The sequence below is a fragment of the Paenibacillus sp. FSL K6-2524 genome, assembly GCF_038005525.1.
GTDB classification, from domain to species: domain Bacteria; phylum Bacillota; class Bacilli; order Paenibacillales; family Paenibacillaceae; genus Fontibacillus; species Fontibacillus anaericanus.
Genome location: NZ_JBBOSP010000001.1, coordinates 4,694,503 through 4,710,943 on the forward strand (window position 1 = coordinate 4,694,503; position 16,441 = coordinate 4,710,943).

Sequence of the window (16,441 nt, forward strand, 5' to 3'; positions counted from 1 at the left end):
ATAATAAATATATTAAAAAGACACTCCCAAAAGAAAGAAGTGACTTTATGAAAAAGGTTGGTTATTTAATTACAGGCCTAGCTTTAGGATTAACCTTATCTGTAGCAAGTCCAGTACTAGCACAAAGTGTCAAATCTATTACGGCCAAACTGAACAGTACAGTCAATGTACTTGTAAATGGAGAGAAAGTAAAATTAAACGCTCAGCCTATCACTTACAACAATCTGAATTATCTTCCTGTCGGTGAGATCAGTAGAGCACTAGGGATGAATGTTAGCTGGGATGGCAGTACCAACACAATTATTATCACAAAACCCTTCGAAAAAAGTAAGATAACTAGTGGTACTGAAACTGTTTATCCTGACTTGACTGAGAAAGGTAAATATGGATTCTACGAAGTTTTCACACTAGACGGCAAGGAGTATATAAACTTCGGAGAGTTATACGAAATCCTCCCACAGTATGGATTATCTTTTTTACCCGATATGAAAACAAAAAATATTTCTTTATTAAATAAAGATGGAGAAGTATTGATTGAGAAAGTTGAAACACAAAGGATAAGAGCTTTTATTACAATAGAGTATGAATATTTTAAGAACACCATCCTTCCACTGGGTGAAAAAATAGAGAATTAGTTTACTTTATGCAAATACCGAAGTTACTCCTTTAACACTAGCGTCTTTAAAATCCCATACTCCAAGTGGATAGGTTTTTAAACCTGTTGTCTCCAAAAACCTATCCCCTAGCGTATATAACGATGCGCCGGAAATGTCATTATATACTTTAAAATATTCGGAATTATTATAATTCAAAACTAGATCTCCTAATCTACTAATCATAGCATAATTGTTTACTCCTCCTGGTTGATAGATTTTTATCGCTGATAGATCTTTTGTTTCAATTTGTGTTGCTTTTATAAGTCCCTTCAATTTGGTTACATCAAGTTGCCCTGTAGTAATCCTATCGGCATTTATATATCCTGTCCATACTCCATTCGCGTCTATATATGTGCTGGGGATAGCTCCTACCTCGGCTGCGCTAGTAGGAATCCAAGGCTGATTAGACACGTTTGACCAACTAATCGTCGCATTTGGCCCCATATTTACATTACCACCCACGACCAAATCCTCGATTGCAGAGGCTTTGATTTTGTCATTTGTAGTAAGAACATTGACACCCTTCACTTTAAGTGCGTTTGCGTCTATTTCTCCTTTAACAACCAGATTTCCAGTCGATACATCATAATACAGTTTCTTAACCCAATTGCTACTTTCATACTTTTCAAAAGAAAATCCCTCAGTAGCATTTAGTTTTGTTCTAACTAAATTGTTATTCGTCGTGATGACCAAGCCATTCGTGGTATCAATAACTACGCCATTGTATACTTTGCCCATCTGGACAAGGCCATCTTTAAACTGAGGGTCTAATTGATTAGCTGGAAGTCCACCTTCAATTGTGAGTGCCAGCCCCATAATTTTGACACCGGTTTGATTCACAGTGAAAGTCTTATTCCCCGCTGCATCTGTAGCGTCGATTTGAAGATTAACGCCAGCCAGCAGTTTCCCCATCACTCGCTCCGCTACGATCCGATCTGGTAAAATAGCCGTTTTCCAGCTATCTCCTCCATCTTGTGTGAGCGCAAGTTGTCCATGTTGCATCACGATAAATTTGTTCGGATCACCGGGATCTTTAATGAGAATCCCTTTTCGGCTAATCTCCACCGTTTCATTAACACCGGCAACAATGTCTCTCTTCACGGCATTCCAAGTGTTATCAATGACTGAGGCTACTTCATTCGCTGTCGTTGTGGCGTCATCCCATTTCGTTCTGCTCATATCCACGACGTTGGAAGAATTGATAGATTTATATAAATTTTGCAGAAAACGATCCTCGTCCGTCAGCAACTCTTTGGCGTTGGATACCGTAATATCGATCTCTGATTCCTCATAATTAAACTCGATTTCAGTGACATTAGCCTTCATTCCTATCCCGAGCTTCTCGTGTTCAACAGTGATGATATCTCCAACAAAGAGCTTATCCCATTGATGTTGTTCAGTCAGAATATCAAAAAAATTAACCAAAGAAACTTTGGCTACGAGTTTAGGTTCCCTAATCTTCTCAAACTCTTTCTTACCATCCTCTAAGAGATCTTCCGGTTCGACATAAATGTCGCTGGAAAATTCCTTTTCAATAATAAAGGGATTTAGTTCTTTCAACTCATCTGCGGAAAAGTTATTTTCCATTTTCATCTGCTCTTTTAGTAACTGAATAGAGCCCTCAATAACACCTATTTGTTGACTTAATGTGTCAATTTCAGCTTGCTTGTGAGCCAACTCAAGAGACTTACTATTTTTCTGTTGAATAAGATCACCTGTTGGTTGCCCCGTTCCATTAGCGGTATCCAGATTGTCTTCGATCATGAGTAACTGGGTATATATCAGTGCGTATTCATTCTCTTTTACACTTGAATCCACTTGCAAGTTCTTTTTTTGAGCTAATAATGACTGAAAAGAACTTGATTTAGAAGAAAGGAGTTCATCGTATTTTATTAGATGAAGACACAAGTTATCACTCAAATAATCACTATGCGAGACAATTGCCCCTTGATCATCCTGCTGAAAAGGAAACATAAAATAAGAGAAGTCTTGGATAAAATTCGTACCTAACGGATTAATAGATTGGATCGAAAGTCCGTCTTTACCGAATAACTTCAAACGTGTACAAAACTCATCCAGATTGGTCTCCTGGGTTACATCCTTCATTAGCCTACCAAAAGAAGTTCGAAAACCTCTATTTTGCCCAAAATGCTCCGGATCATAGAAGCTAACTTGTCTCTTGTCTGTATCCCATACAATAAGAGAATGAAATGTAGTTGCGAGTTTTTGGACACCTTCAAGAACCGAACCTGTATGTTCAAAAGAACGATATTTAATATCAAATTGAACATCTACATATCCTACGTTCCAAATACTCTGTTTAAGTAGATCCTTCAGAATGGCTGTCAAATTATAAGATTCAACAATGTAATCTTTAATCAATTTTGAAGTTAACTCATATCCCAGACCGAAACACTGTACGGATACACTTTCTCTATCGTTAGAAGATTTTTCAATTTTATCGATAATGTAATATTCCTTGTATATCCCCTTCTCGAAACGAAGTAAATAGCGCTGCTTAACAGAATCAACATGTCCATTTTTCTTCAACCTACCTCCCAAGCCAGCGACATGCAGTGGGAGTTCGAAGGATAGCTCATTTATATTTCCCAAACTGACCTTTTGCCTGACATTAAATGCTTCGGAGAGTTTATGGTAGGTCGATCTTTGCAGATTTGGTTTACATAAATACAGTTTGGGCTTAATCAATTCTGTATCCATAAGTTCAGTATCATTTAAGCCAATCATAGATTCCGCCTCCTACCCTATATTTTTAAATTGATATTTCCATTTCACTAAACAATCTCCATATATTTCAAAGTAATTAGCACCCTCTACAAAAGTTGGAAAGTCACCATAGACGTCATCGAAATGAAAAGTCATCGGAATATTGGATACGATGTCCTCTTCCTCAGAATCGATAATCACTTCCTCATTTGCCCGCAAATTAACGAGACGAAAGTTCTTCCCCCGATCCGACAGATTTATAAAGGAAATCTCCCCATCTCCAATCTTACGAATAGTAAGCACGGGTTTACAGCTCAAATTCCCTTTATTCTCAATCACCCATTTACTTCCATCGGAAGTGTTGGTTGAGTAATCATAATAGTCCGACTCATAAACAGGAGAGTACGTATACGGACTCATATTTCTCATTTGAATTTGTAAAATCCCTTGTTTCAGACAGTTATGCAGTAACTTAGCCTCTCCAGAATAGAGGGTGTAATACCACTTATCTAGGTTGTCTGAGAAATAGAGTGGTTTATAATAAGGCTGGTTGCCTAACCATCTCGCTACTTTGTTCAGCTTCTCATCATCAAAATTCTCTGTAAAAGCAAAATTAAGTGAAAGTGTAAATGGTCTGCGCTCTGTTTCTATAAAATAGGGGGTATCCCTGCCACGAATAGTTACTTCCTTCAAGCTCTGCTCTGGCAGAAAAATCTGCTCCTGCATGCCCGAACTCATATTGACATTAATCAGACCCATTTCATCGCTTCGAATGCCGTCATATACAAAATATAAACTTTCAGCAATTGTCATAGTTTAGATACCCGATTTCTTTAAATTTTTCTGGATCATACTAAAAAAGGTATTGGCTCCATCTTCATTACCCTGAAGCTTGTCAATGGTAATATACATGTTTACATCTCCACCAGCCGGAACAACCGCGGGAGAAGAATTAAAAAAAGAGGAAGCTATATTCTGAATTCCACTAATTAAGCCTCGGGTAATATCTACAGCTGTAAGCAAGTTAGCTGTATCTGTCTTGTTAAGAATTAATTCTTTCTCATGGGCGAGTAAGAACTTTCCTTTTGTGAAATTTGGTGTCATGCCCCCGGATTCAGCCGAAAATGGGTTGAAATTTTTCAATTCTTCATAGCTCTTATCAGGGAAGAAACTATAGGTTTTACGATAGTCCTCATTTTGGAAACGTAAAGCTTCAAAGTTTTTCTCAAGATCCTTGTATCTTTTTGGATCCTTTTTTTCCAGGCTCACCATATCTTTTCTGATTTTCTCTGCCTCAAATTTATTTTCTAAATATTTTCCCCATGCTGCTCGTGCTGCCGGGGTATCCTTAGTCTCCCCTCCTGTCTGACTGCCTCCATTATCATGGCTGTCGCTAGCTACTGAATTATTGTTAGGATTCTGATCTAATTTATCTGCATCTTTTTTAATATCATTAAAGAGATTGTCCAACAATTTCTTACCAAGCAAGTCTGCGTCTGTTCCTACGATCGCCATCTGTTCTTGTAGAAATAGAAAGAAAGTTCCGTATTCACCTTTAATTTTCTCGATACAACTCTGCACAACTGCCGCATCGTTACTGAGCAGACCTTGCTTCAACTGGTAGAACACTTGCTCGTCTTCAAGCATTCCTTTATAGAGTTGTTCTTTTGCTTCTTTTTCTTTCTCCCAATTCTTAATTATCTCAGTGTGATGATCATCTTCAAGTTCCTTCTGATTCTCAATTTGCTCTTTCTTATCCTCTAACTGGTCGGAGAGATTTTGTTTCCTCAACTCTCTCTCTCTGTCCAACCTAAAATCGCTAATTTCTTCATCCTTACTACTCAATTGCTCGTTCAGCGATTTCATCTTTGCTTTGGCTTCATAAGAATCATCTAATGCCAGCGTATTAATTTGACTTAATAAGTCCTGACGATCCTGAAGCATCTTATTCAAATCTTTGTCATAATCATCCGATACATTCTGTCGATCCATCAGTTTGAGCTGCGCATCAATAACTTCCTCGAACCTCTTAAGCTCATCGTCGAGGGATTTCATATACTCTGTATGTCGTTCATCTTCTGACTGTTTGCTCTTCTCCATTGCTTCAAGCTCAAGATCTCTCTTCTTCTCAAGCATCTTCTTGTAATTAGAAATTACCGAATCGGCATAAGATTCATTAATCTCTTTAAGCGACTGCGAATATTCATAGTTATCCAGAATCAGCTGCTCCATCGAGTCCTTTAGTTCCGCTTTTACCTTCACAGAGTTCTGCTCGTTTAGTAGCTGCTGCTCAAGATAAGCAATGGCTTCTTTGTTGATTACTATCTGCTCTTTGGTGAGAAACACCTGATTCTGAAGTTCTTTTGTATATTCAGCAGACCCCTCGCCATATTCGGACATTTTGGCTTTCGATAATTCAAGCTGATACCCAACATCTGATAGTCTGTCTTTAAACTCCTCAAGCCCACTGTTACCCAAATTAACCCGCTTATTTATAATTTCCTGCGTCAATCCATCATAAGTCTCACCGAGAGTGCGAATCGTGGTATCTAATTCATCGGATTCGATATGATATTTCTTCATCAAATCTCTTATCATATTAGCCTGAACATGCAGAATTTTACGTTTTTCAAGAAAAATATCGATCTGCTTGTTCTCTTCAATTCGATATTCTTCCGAACCATCTGTAAATTTCGATTGCCTTGATTGCGATTTTTTCATCAATCCATCTTGCTCATCAAGTTCATTCTGCGAGGAAGTAATATTACTATTAATAATATCTATTTCGTTTCGATACTTCTGGTTATCCGCATCAATCCATTCATCTGACATACCATCATTGTTTTTTTGGGACACTCCTCCTACAATTCGTCTCGCTTTAAGGTATCTATCCTCCCAATAATTGCTTGTTAAATTTTGTTCATTAAGACCGCCATTTTCAGTTGATCCCATCTGAACAAACTTATTCTTACCCATATAAATGCCCACATGGGAAACGTTTTTATTACCTTTATCACCGTCATTAAAAAATACAAGATCCCCTGGTTGCAAATCTTTTTTATCAACGGAGATACCACTTTTCGCCTGATCACTTGAGACTCGAGGAAGCCTGATATTCAGAAACTCCTTGAATATTTCTTGGACAAATTGAGAGCAGTCTGAAGTTGCCCCTTTTACGAACTGTTCATACGTCCCCTTGTATTCTCCAGGTATTTTTTCATATTGTGTTAACTTACCTTGGAGATTTCCAGCCTCAGCAAGCATCGCCGCAACTCCACTACTTGGAATAGTTGAAGGAGGGTTTTCCTTACTTTCACTTTTAGTTGAAGGAGGGGATGCGGAGTCGCTCCCCTCTCCCTGCTCTATCAGTTTCTTCTTCTGTTCAAGGAGCTTATTCTCCTCCTGTAAAGAATCCCGATACTTCTGAGAAGATTTGGCGTATCTTTCTCTTTTACTACTGCTTCTATTAATAGCCTCATCAACGGCCATCAGTTGCTTTTGGAGTTCAGAAAGTTGCTCGCCCGCTGTCTCTGCAGCATTTTCGACTGTTTCCAAGGATTCATCTAATATCGATGATCCTTTCATGAGTGCTATGATAGTATCAAGGAACGCATTCCCATCCTTTTTATTCGCTTTATTGACCTCAAAGAATTGCCTGCCTTCTATGCCTGTACCATTCACATCCACAAATGTTTTATTAAATGTTTCCTTAGCTCTAATGGCATCTTCAACAGACTCTATCGATTTTAGTTCAATTCCGTACGCAAGTAACTTTTGGCTCAAAATTTGATTGGACGCAATTAAATCATCTTTCTTAGCTTTAGCGATATCTCTGAATCCTTGAAGTTCCTTATCTCTTTGCTCCGTAGTCAAATCAGTGTTTAGCTTAATAACCCCGTTCTCAATGTAGAACAAATCTACGAGTGATTGGTTTTCTTTAATTAACTGTGCTACCCTATCGGCGCTTAATCCATTTCCAGATGAGTTCTCATTCAACAACTCATTGTATAAAGAGACCTTTCCAGATGTTGTATCATAGGAGGACTGGATCTCTTCCATAGCTTCCTTTAGGCTGAACGCTTTTTGCTCTACATCAGGAAACTGCGAAAGGATTGCCGGCATAAAGTCACTAGATACAGACACTCCATTAGTAACTGAATTAATTAAGTCTTCTACTTGTTGACGGATCACACTAATCTTCGTATTATCTGTGGAAGATGGATCTTGTTCGAACTGGTCCACTAAGTTGTGATAGGAAGTAATTAAACCTTCAAAATCACCTGATGACATACCTTTAATTATTTCTTCAATTTGGCCTTCTTGTTCAAGCACAGAGGAGCCGTTTCCTGATATTGAATTCACGATTTCTTGAATAAACATACGCTGACTGTCTGATATTTGTGTACCCTTTTCTACCAAACTGTCTATATAATTATTCGCACTTGTACTCATAACTTCTTGACGATCATGCAATGCCGTCTCCATGTCAGTGGAGGATTCACCTAACTTAACTTCCAATTCGGCTAGTTCTTGATTATAAGCCTCTAGCAGCTTTTGTGCAGAATATGAATGCTCCGTTAATAATTTCTGATCCCAGAACTTATCCGACCTTGATAAATTACCATATTGAGAAATAGCTTTACTTTGTGTAATAAAATCATCCGGAGATAAAACCCCTGAATTAATATCACCTTCTAATTTCTCAATTTGATTCCTAGTATTCTGAACACGATTTTTATAGTCGCCAACATCTTCTTGTGCATTTTTTAATTCTTTGGTGTTCTTAGAGTCTTGTGCGATTAATTTAGATCGATTTAGAGACTCTTCTGCCTTAATCTGTCGTTCCAAAGCTTCTGTTCTTGCATTGATTGATGTATTAGAGTCGCTATAAGCCTTTCCTTCCGCATCAATTTTATTGGCTGCGACACCATACTGTTCAACTAATTGAGACTGTATATCCAGTAATCTCTGTTTCCCTTCGGTGTTAAGATCACCCCTATCATCAGTCTGCTGAAGGGATTCCATCTCAGTTTTTAATTCAAAGAGTGATTGCTTTTGCTCCCGAAGTGATTTCACCTGATCATAATTAATTTTAATGGCTTCAGCGGATTCTTTTTTGGATTTGGCAATTGCCTCCACCATAGCAGAAAGAGCCCATGTTACCCCAGTTATCGCAAGAGATAATCCCATAGACATGGCTGCTTGCAAGCCGACCGTAGCCAGTCTTGCGGATATAGCAGAACTAGTATATACACTACTAAACCAGGATAAAGATTTAAATTTTAATCCGGCCTCCCCAATAGCCTCAGACAACAGTTGGATATTGTCACCGTTGTTAACAGCACTACGAAGCCCGCTATCAATATCCTTTCCTGCTTGATCAGTTAAACTCTTTTTTGCTAAAGAATCCGAATCCACCTTTTTTGACATGCTCGTTTTAGTTTCAACAGCAGGTACTTCCTCCATTTTCCCCTTTAAAACATGAACTGATTTAGCTTGCTTACCGAGTTCGACTGTACCTTGCGCTATTGCATCATTCATCCTAGTAATTATGCTCAGAAAACTATATGCAGAGCGGGTATAATTGTCGTTCATCTTGATCTCAATATGAAGCTTTTGCAATGCTGGATGCTTAGCTAAAGTTCTAAGGTCATTATTAATATCCCTCATTGTTTTCACTGAATCTAATCCAGCCGAAATTAGTATTTTTAAATTATCACTCATTCTGTTATTCACTCCCTTTCAAAACCCTATTTATACCTCTACTTCAAGGTTCCTACTACTTGTTCAAAGTTACTTTGGACAGACTTTAATTTTTCTTCAATTTTGATTAATTGTTCTGGTGGGATAGCATCATATATTTCTTTCATAATTCCCGTATCAAGCAACGTGTTCGATACTACAATTAAACTTTCTATATCATTTGTTTTTGGGATAGGGAGATCTGTAAATTCTCGTAAAACAAGTGTATTAAACACTCCCAATGAGCCTTTGATTAAAGTATCATCAACTTCTGTTCCCTCCTGTAATTCTTGTAAAATGGTCACATAATTAGTGATAATATTCTCAATTAATGATTCTCGAAAAAAAGTATGGATGTTTACATTAAACTGATTTCCATAAACTAAAAGTCTAATGCGTTCATTAAGTGTCGATTCTAGCTTTTTTAAGCCTACCGCTGTAAGTCTTTTCCCCTGTTGCTTTGTCATCGTCAATCGCTCCTTCATAATGTTGTTAATCTCCTCGGTAAGACACTCGGTACAGCATTCTTGAGAAGTAAGAAAACTCTATGGAGTGCCTTATTTAGAATCAGGGACTAAGTTCTTAGTGAACTTAATCCCTGAATTTTGATATCAGTATTTAAGCAATAAGAGATTCATCATATACCGTCATGGTATAGAGTTCTGTCCCATTTACCGGTTTCAAAATTTCCATTGGAATGTCGAATACGGAAGGTTCCCCTGTAGCTGCCATCGTAATAGTCCATTTGTCTTCCATCTTGGCCTTATTAATGACAATTTGTGCCGCATAATCTTTTTCATCAACTACGTTACGAACCAAGCAATCTAGAACAACTTTGTACGTACCAGCGAATTTGTCAGATGATACAGTAATGGTCTTAGCTGTAGTATCTGTGATGATCTGATAGTAAGCAGCAACTTCAGCACCATCATCCAAATCACCTTGATTAAATTTAAGTTCCTTACCTGTCAATGTATATTTATTCGCAGAAAGTACAGCCGCATACTCAATTTCCGTATTATGGGTACCATCAGGGTTGAGGGTATATACACTAATCAATCCTTTTTCTACATGTTCAGGAGTAAACTTGAGGGAAGCTTTATATCCTTCCACCTTAAGGATCTCTTTTTGATAAATGCTTTTAGCTCCTGACTTAATATCATTTCCAGTCATCATCGCAATGACTTCATTAGTGAACACAGCATCTTGAAGGGTAACACGTCCACCACGGTTACCAGAAAAACCTACAATCTTCGCATTGCCTCGTCCTCCAAGGGAATATGTCGTTTCCGCCGTATTCTCTAAACCAGAAGTCTTAAGGTTCGCCAACTGAATTCGTGCTTTATTTGTCTCCAGATCATAAAAAGTTGCAAGTGCTACTTCGCGTACTGCCCATACATTTGGTGTTGTCATGAATAAATCACTCCTATAGTTTAATTTAAATTTTATTTGCCCAATGAATATCGGACATGTTGATACTCTTTCCATCTACAGTACCGGCATAAATGCCCGTTATAGTATGATGATAATGATCAATATTGTTAGTAATAAAAAAGCCATTGTAAATTTGATAGATATTGAGCTCAAATAGCTCCTGTAAGCTTATTCCATTCTGTTTCCAAGCTAAACCAGAAACAATACTCAGTAAATCCATTTTCTCTTTAGGTTTAGGTTGCTTCTTTCTAGTCTTTAGAATTAGATTAATCATTTCCTGAGCCTTAGAGTTTACGGGGTTATACTCCGGTTCCATAACTTTCTTTAGATGGTTAGCCACATATAATATGCTTTGCAGGGCTTTGAAATTGGAACGATCAAGAACATTCCCTTCTCTCAATCTGATAAAGAAACGTTCTTCTTCCTCCACCATTTCAGGCTCCGCCCGAAAAAAAAGTCGCAGCGCATGGAATACCACCTCTCGAAAAGATTCATTATGGTAGCAATTCGCATAGAAAATGTCGAAATCAGTTACACTGTCATCAAATGGATGATTAAAGCTATTCTTATCAATGAGAAGAATAGAAAGCTGTTGATTGTAATTGCTAAATCCCATTTGAGCGATCTCTTTTAAGGTGGGGAGAAATATTTCACCTGCCCGATCAAGATGGATTGGAATATTGGCTAACATCTTAAGTTGGAGATCAACATTATTCAAACACATCACAACCTAATCTGACTTGCATAACATTTCGATAATCACTTACCTCCATTTCACACCTGCACCCCAAATGGGTTTTGCACGGCGTTCAGGTAAGCCTGTCCTTTCTTTCAACAATGGTATTCACCTCCTTTCCAGCTCTTGAATTATCTAGCACGCAACGTGGGCGACTGCAAAACTGTTTTGTCCCCTCCCAGCGCCCCCAGATACATCTCTTGCATAATTCTGGCTGTTTCCATTCGGTAGATTGAGACTGGAGCTTATTCCTTTTTCTCAAGTGAATTCCCCCAACAAAAAAAGCCACCGAGAAGCTCAGCGACTTTTGCATTTTCTATTTGTGATATGTGGTTCGTGATCCTGGGATAAGTGAGCCGTGGCTCATGATTACTAGTTCCGTGTTCACTGTACCGTGGCTACCCGGCTTCAGTAAGCTGTGTTCTCTCGCTTCGTCCGATTCCCACAATACAAATTTAACATGGGTAAAGTCTAATGAACGGACAAGCCGCTGACATGTTTCGGACAATAGAAGGACAAGCATATTTAGACGAAAATCCTTACCTATCAATTCAATATTCACATACTTTCTTTCCCACAAAAAAAGCCGGCTATTAGCCGACTGAGTGCTCGCAACTCTCCATTTCTTCATCCAACACAACCACTTCAAGTCTCATGGCCGCAGCCAATATCTGAATTGCACTCGCCTTAATCCGGCGGTACGTGCGGTCGCTGATTCCCATTTCCCCGCAGCTGATGAAATCGTACTCGCCTTCATTATCTAAGAAGCTTCTTTCGATGACTTCCCTTTGAGGGCTCGACAGTTTACTCATTGCTTTATCCAGCAATTCTGACTTTTCGCGTAATTCGGCTTCTTTATCTACGTTCCTAATTGCGATTGTCTCCGTCGGTTTACTGATTGCATTTGTTGGTCCATGAAACTTGGGCTCGTAGCTTGCGGTGATCACAGCTTCCTGACGGATAAAGCCTATTTGTCTGTACTGCCGAACCTCTTCTAGGCGCTCCTCTACGGCTGCTCGTGTTGCTGCTTGGTCTATAGGTATTGTATTGAAAACAATTTGTATAGGGTGTTTACGTTTCTTCATCATATTCCCTCCGCTCGCTATCTACATTAAGTCGTAATATTACCAATTTGGTAACTTCGAGAGCAAAAAAATTTCTTTTTTTAGCAATCTACCTCTTACTCCGAAAAGCACACTTTCTTTGTCTGCTCACTCATATAATAAACATTGGAATACCTCTGCGACTTGGGTTACCTGCTGATCAAACAGTAACGAGGATCGATCGTGGTTCATGGATAGTTGGGACTAACATGGACTTGCTTGGGATAACTTGGACTGCCTTAGTCTCCTTGGTCTGCCTTGATCTGTCTTGATCTACCCAGATCTACTTTGATCTACCTTGATCTACCTTGATCTACCTTGAGCTACCTTGAGCTACCTTGAGCTACCTTGAGCTACCTTGAGCTACCTTGAGCTACCTTGAGCTACCTTGAGCTACCTTGAGCTACCTTGAGCTACCTTGATTTGCCTTGGTTTTACTTGGACTACATTTGAATGAGTTGGTTTGAATTTTCTTTGAACTTAGTCGACTTGAGCTAACTTAGAATGATTCGATCTGACTTTGGCCCTCTAAATTTCACTAGCTTAGCCGGACATGGAGTACGCTAATTACCTGAAATGCCTCATATTTCGTGTTGTTGCGGACATAGGATCCGTTATTGACCAGAAATGGTGGCAAAAAGGGGGCTATATCACCGAATAGCGGATCTGATGTCCGATAAACCTCCAAAAAGGGCCTCCTGCTTGAAAATAAGGGATCTGGTGTCCGGCTAGCAACTTTGCTTTGCTACTTTTACTCCCTTGCACCTTTACTACTTTGTGTTAGTCCACTCACTCGAGTTCAACGTGGAACCCAGTGGGGGAAAAATAAAGGCTAGGCTTACCTCAATCTCACGGGTAAGATACTCCGATTATATTTTACCAATTTGGTAATGTCAACCAAAATAATTACCGTTTCGGTAACCTAATCGCTTTACCAATCTGGTAATGATATGATATATTTATGCAAACGACAAATGAGGAGCGGTTATGGAAACTTTGGGCGATCGAATCAAATATCTTAGGGAAAAAAAGAATATGACCCAAAAGGATCTAGCTACCAAAGCGGACTTAACCATCGTACAATTGTCCAGATACGAAACCAACGATAGAAAACCAGATCCTGAATCGTTAAGACGAATTGTCGATGCGCTAGATACGAACGGGGATTATCTGCTTGGGCGTACGCAAGATCCCTCTCCTTCAGACGAGAAGGCGACAAGCATGTCTTTCTATGGTGGCCCAGAGTCTTATACAGCAGATGAAATTGCCATGATGGAAGCAGCGCTAAAGGCTTACCGTGTGCAGAAGAAGAAGCTTTTGGAAAGAGACAACAAGAAGAATTAAAATCACAAGCAGGACATTACATAAGTGCTGGCGAATATATAAAATTAAGAGTAAACAACTTGGCCCTTACTTCAAGGGCCCTTATTTTCAAACAAAAATAGAACATACATTCTCATAAGAGGTGATTGTTATGTTATTTTCCTACTATAAAGAAACCCCTTTGGAACAATGGATCAATACAAAGTTTTTAGCTCGTGGAATTATGACCACCATCAACCATGACATCGAACGAATTGCTGAAGCCTTTGAAGTGGCACTCGTTTATGATATATGCCCCTCTTTCTCCGATAACGAAGATGGGGTGATCTTCCTAAACAAACATGCGGATGATGTTACCGCGCGGGTCATCTTTTTTCATGAATTGTGTCATGTGCTCCGGCATGCAGGGGATCAGCGAAATATGTCTGTTCTCTTTAAAAGCGCTCAGGAGATTGAGGCGGATCAGTTTGTCTTATATGCGGCTATCCCCTTTTATTTGGTTGCTAAATTGAATATTCCAGATCAGCGGAACGAAGCGATTCCTTACCTTGCCGATAAATTTCATGTTCCTCTATCTCTCGCCGAGCAAAGACTGGATCAAATTCAGCGCCGAGTTCTCCAAGGAAGTTTGATCGCAGCAGCGCAGGAGGCCAGCAAGCGGCAACGTCAACAGAAGCAGCAAGAACCTATGTGGACAAATGAAACCCATCGTGTTCTGGCGCAATTATCGCATCAACTGTCTGGTAAGGAGGCTCTATAAATCATGCGGATCGCAGCATATTCAGACTTCTATGGAGAAGCGATGCGACCATTACAATTAATTATTCAAGTTCACCCGGGTGAATTGGATTGGTCCAGAACACTATATATTCCTCTATCAAGTCCGTTCGATCCTTTTGAAGCCGAGGAATTTGGTGATGTTACCGGGGTATCGGTACTTCTGGAGGATATGGTACGCCAACCAGGTTCCACCCCTGTAATCGGTATCCATCTCCCTAGTATCGCAAAGCGTCATGGAACCGAGATTCATCTTCTCATACTCCAAATGGACGACGTCGAGGAAGTATTGAAATATGAAAGAGGCTATTTCAGCGAGTGAAATAGCCTCTAATCTTTAACTTTTCTAATTTTAACTTTCTAAGAATTGTTTAATTTTATTAAGTCAGCTGAGGTATGAAGCAATTCTTCCACTAATACTTCGGTTCGCTCGGCCCCTCTCGCATGAGACTCCATAATAGCCGCTGCTTCTTCTGTGTTAGCAAGCGTCTCCTCGGACACTGCCGAGATATTAGATATCGCTTCATTCATCTTGAAGTTGGCATCCAAAATATCTTTAATATTGAAGTGTACAGAAAATATTTGCTCTTTCACACTATGTAAATGTTGGTTGATCGTATGGAACATCATTCCACTTTCTTTGGCAAGTGAGGATTGATCAATATTGATCACCTGTAACTTCTCCATCGCCTGAACGGAATCGAGAGAACTATTAGCTAAATCTGAAGTAATCTGTTCGATATTCGTTGATAACGTCATCGTCTGTTCAGCTAACTTACGAACCTCCTGGGCGACAATGTTAAATCCTTTACCCACGTCACCCGCACGCGCAGCTTCGATTGAAGCATTAAGCGACAAAATATTGGTGCGATGTGCAATACTCGAAATATTTTGGCATATTTCTTGTATAAGTACTGTTTGCTTATGTAATGAATGTATCAACTCAGATGCAATCACCGTATTCTCTTCTACTTCGACTGACTTTTCCTGCAAACGATCAATGAGATCCAGACCGTCAGCAGCATTCTGTGCCGTCAAATCAGCTTCTTGCTCCATCAGATTGGAGAGCTGTGATGTTTGCTTCACTTTTAACTGGATCGATTGGACGAAATCCGTCTGCTCTTGAATGGATATCGCATTTTGATTAGCTCCCTGATTAATTTCTTGAATAGCGGAGAACACAGACTGAGAAGAATGATGTTGCTCTTGAACAATTTCATATACCTTCCTAGAATTACCTTCAAGAACAGTTCCTGTTTCCTTCATTTTCTGATTGAGCATTTGTTCTGTAAGACGGGCATGAGCTACTTCCTTCATTTTTAGATCCATCGCATTTTTCATTCGGTTAAATATGTAAACAACTGCAAGCAGACTATTTAAGAATAAGATAACTACAAAGACGTGAATCAGCATCGTTGTCAAGAATTCGCTATATGCTACTTCACCAATAATTAGCTTATCCGTAGTTCTGAATCTATTTATTACATAAGCCCCATTCAGAATAACAATCAATGAACAGATAATCGTCATAAACCAACGATCAAGATACATACAAAATAAGGCTGCTAACGGAAATACGAACGTAAAGGTAACAGAAGTCGTTGCAGTCATAAGCGAAAATACATACATAACAAAAAAGCCAGTAAAGCTGATATAGCGTAAAATTCGGTTAGTCGGATTCTTTATAAACGAAATAGATCCCACTATGGCGGAAATAAAGCCTACAGATAAAATAGAAATGACAAATTCAAGGGTTCGATTACCTTTACTATACTCAATCAAAAATCCGGCCGATAATATGAGGACCATAACCCAACTCATGATACTGACAATCAGATTTACCGACTTTTCATAACTAAACTCTTTCATATAGCATACCACCCTCTAGAAAACTATAGTTAGTACTACTATAGTATTATTCTCAGATGAAAGTATATGTCCTT

14 protein-coding genes are annotated in these 16,441 nt (G+C 39.0%); 4 read left to right on the top strand and 10 right to left on the bottom strand.

Annotation, left to right across the window (positions count from 1 at the left end; all coding sequences use genetic code 11):
* Positions 1–47: 47 nt before the first annotated feature.
* Positions 48–635, top strand: coding sequence for a copper amine oxidase N-terminal domain-containing protein (locus tag NST85_RS21875; protein WP_341190391.1), 588 nt, complete (start codon positions 48–50; stop codon positions 633–635).
* Between the two features lie 6 nt (positions 636–641).
* On the opposite strand, the gene NST85_RS21880 is transcribed toward NST85_RS21875, so the two are convergent.
* From NST85_RS21880 to NST85_RS21920, 9 genes are all read right to left on the bottom strand, one after another.
* Positions 642–3,404 (bottom strand): phage tail spike protein, encoded by a 2,763-nt coding sequence (locus tag NST85_RS21880; protein WP_341190392.1) that lies wholly within the window; start codon positions 3,402–3,404, stop codon positions 642–644.
* A 12-nt stretch (positions 3,405–3,416) separates the two neighbouring features.
* Positions 3,417–4,196 (bottom strand): hypothetical protein, encoded by a 780-nt coding sequence (locus tag NST85_RS21885; protein WP_341190393.1) that lies wholly within the window; start codon positions 4,194–4,196, stop codon positions 3,417–3,419.
* 3 nt (positions 4,197–4,199) lie between these two features.
* The gene (locus NST85_RS21890) at positions 4,200–9,107 is read right to left on the bottom strand and encodes an NlpC/P60 family protein (RefSeq protein ID WP_341190394.1); all 4,908 of its coding nucleotides are present in this window, start codon (positions 9,105–9,107) and stop codon (positions 4,200–4,202) included.
* A 38-nt stretch (positions 9,108–9,145) separates the two neighbouring features.
* Positions 9,146–9,592, bottom strand: a complete 447-nt coding sequence (locus NST85_RS21895; RefSeq protein WP_341190395.1) for a hypothetical protein — start codon at positions 9,590–9,592, stop codon at positions 9,146–9,148.
* A 151-nt stretch (positions 9,593–9,743) separates the two neighbouring features.
* On the bottom strand, positions 9,744–10,538 hold the full coding sequence (locus NST85_RS21900; protein ID WP_341190396.1) for a hypothetical protein: 795 nt from the start codon (positions 10,536–10,538) through the stop codon (positions 9,744–9,746).
* 25 nt (positions 10,539–10,563) lie between these two features.
* A complete protein-coding gene (locus NST85_RS21905; protein WP_341190397.1) occupies positions 10,564–11,277 on the bottom strand; it encodes a hypothetical protein in 714 nt (237 codons plus the stop codon).
* 334 nt (positions 11,278–11,611) lie between these two features.
* Positions 11,612–11,926: a hypothetical protein gene (locus NST85_RS21910; protein ID WP_341191190.1), complete on the bottom strand. Its 315-nt coding sequence runs from the start codon at positions 11,924–11,926 to the stop codon at positions 11,612–11,614.
* Complete coding sequence (locus NST85_RS21915; RefSeq protein WP_341190398.1) at positions 11,889–12,383, bottom strand: ArpU family phage packaging/lysis transcriptional regulator; 495 nt, start codon at positions 12,381–12,383, stop codon at positions 11,889–11,891. The genes NST85_RS21910 and NST85_RS21915 overlap by 38 nt, the downstream gene beginning before the upstream one ends.
* A gap of 553 nt (positions 12,384–12,936) precedes the next feature.
* The gene (locus NST85_RS21920; protein WP_341190399.1) at positions 12,937–13,086 is read right to left on the bottom strand and encodes a hypothetical protein; all 150 of its coding nucleotides are present in this window, start codon (positions 13,084–13,086) and stop codon (positions 12,937–12,939) included.
* 299 nt (positions 13,087–13,385) lie between these two features.
* Between NST85_RS21920 and NST85_RS21925 the strand changes: the two genes are divergently transcribed.
* The 3 genes from NST85_RS21925 to NST85_RS21935 all read left to right on the top strand — a co-directional run bounded on the left by NST85_RS21925 (position 13,386) and on the right by NST85_RS21935 (position 14,820).
* Positions 13,386–13,742 (top strand): helix-turn-helix domain-containing protein, encoded by a 357-nt coding sequence (locus NST85_RS21925; RefSeq protein WP_127192160.1) that lies wholly within the window; start codon positions 13,386–13,388, stop codon positions 13,740–13,742.
* 130 nt (positions 13,743–13,872) lie between these two features.
* Positions 13,873–14,481, top strand: a complete 609-nt coding sequence (locus NST85_RS21930) for an ImmA/IrrE family metallo-endopeptidase (protein ID WP_127192159.1) — start codon at positions 13,873–13,875, stop codon at positions 14,479–14,481.
* Positions 14,482–14,484: 3 nt separating this feature from the next.
* Positions 14,485–14,820 (top strand): hypothetical protein, encoded by a 336-nt coding sequence (locus NST85_RS21935; RefSeq protein WP_127192158.1) that lies wholly within the window; start codon positions 14,485–14,487, stop codon positions 14,818–14,820.
* 38 nt (positions 14,821–14,858) lie between these two features.
* On the opposite strand, the gene NST85_RS21940 is transcribed toward NST85_RS21935, so the two are convergent.
* Complete coding sequence (locus NST85_RS21940; RefSeq protein ID WP_341190400.1) at positions 14,859–16,367, bottom strand: methyl-accepting chemotaxis protein; 1,509 nt, start codon at positions 16,365–16,367, stop codon at positions 14,859–14,861.
* Positions 16,368–16,441: the final 74 nt, after the last annotated feature.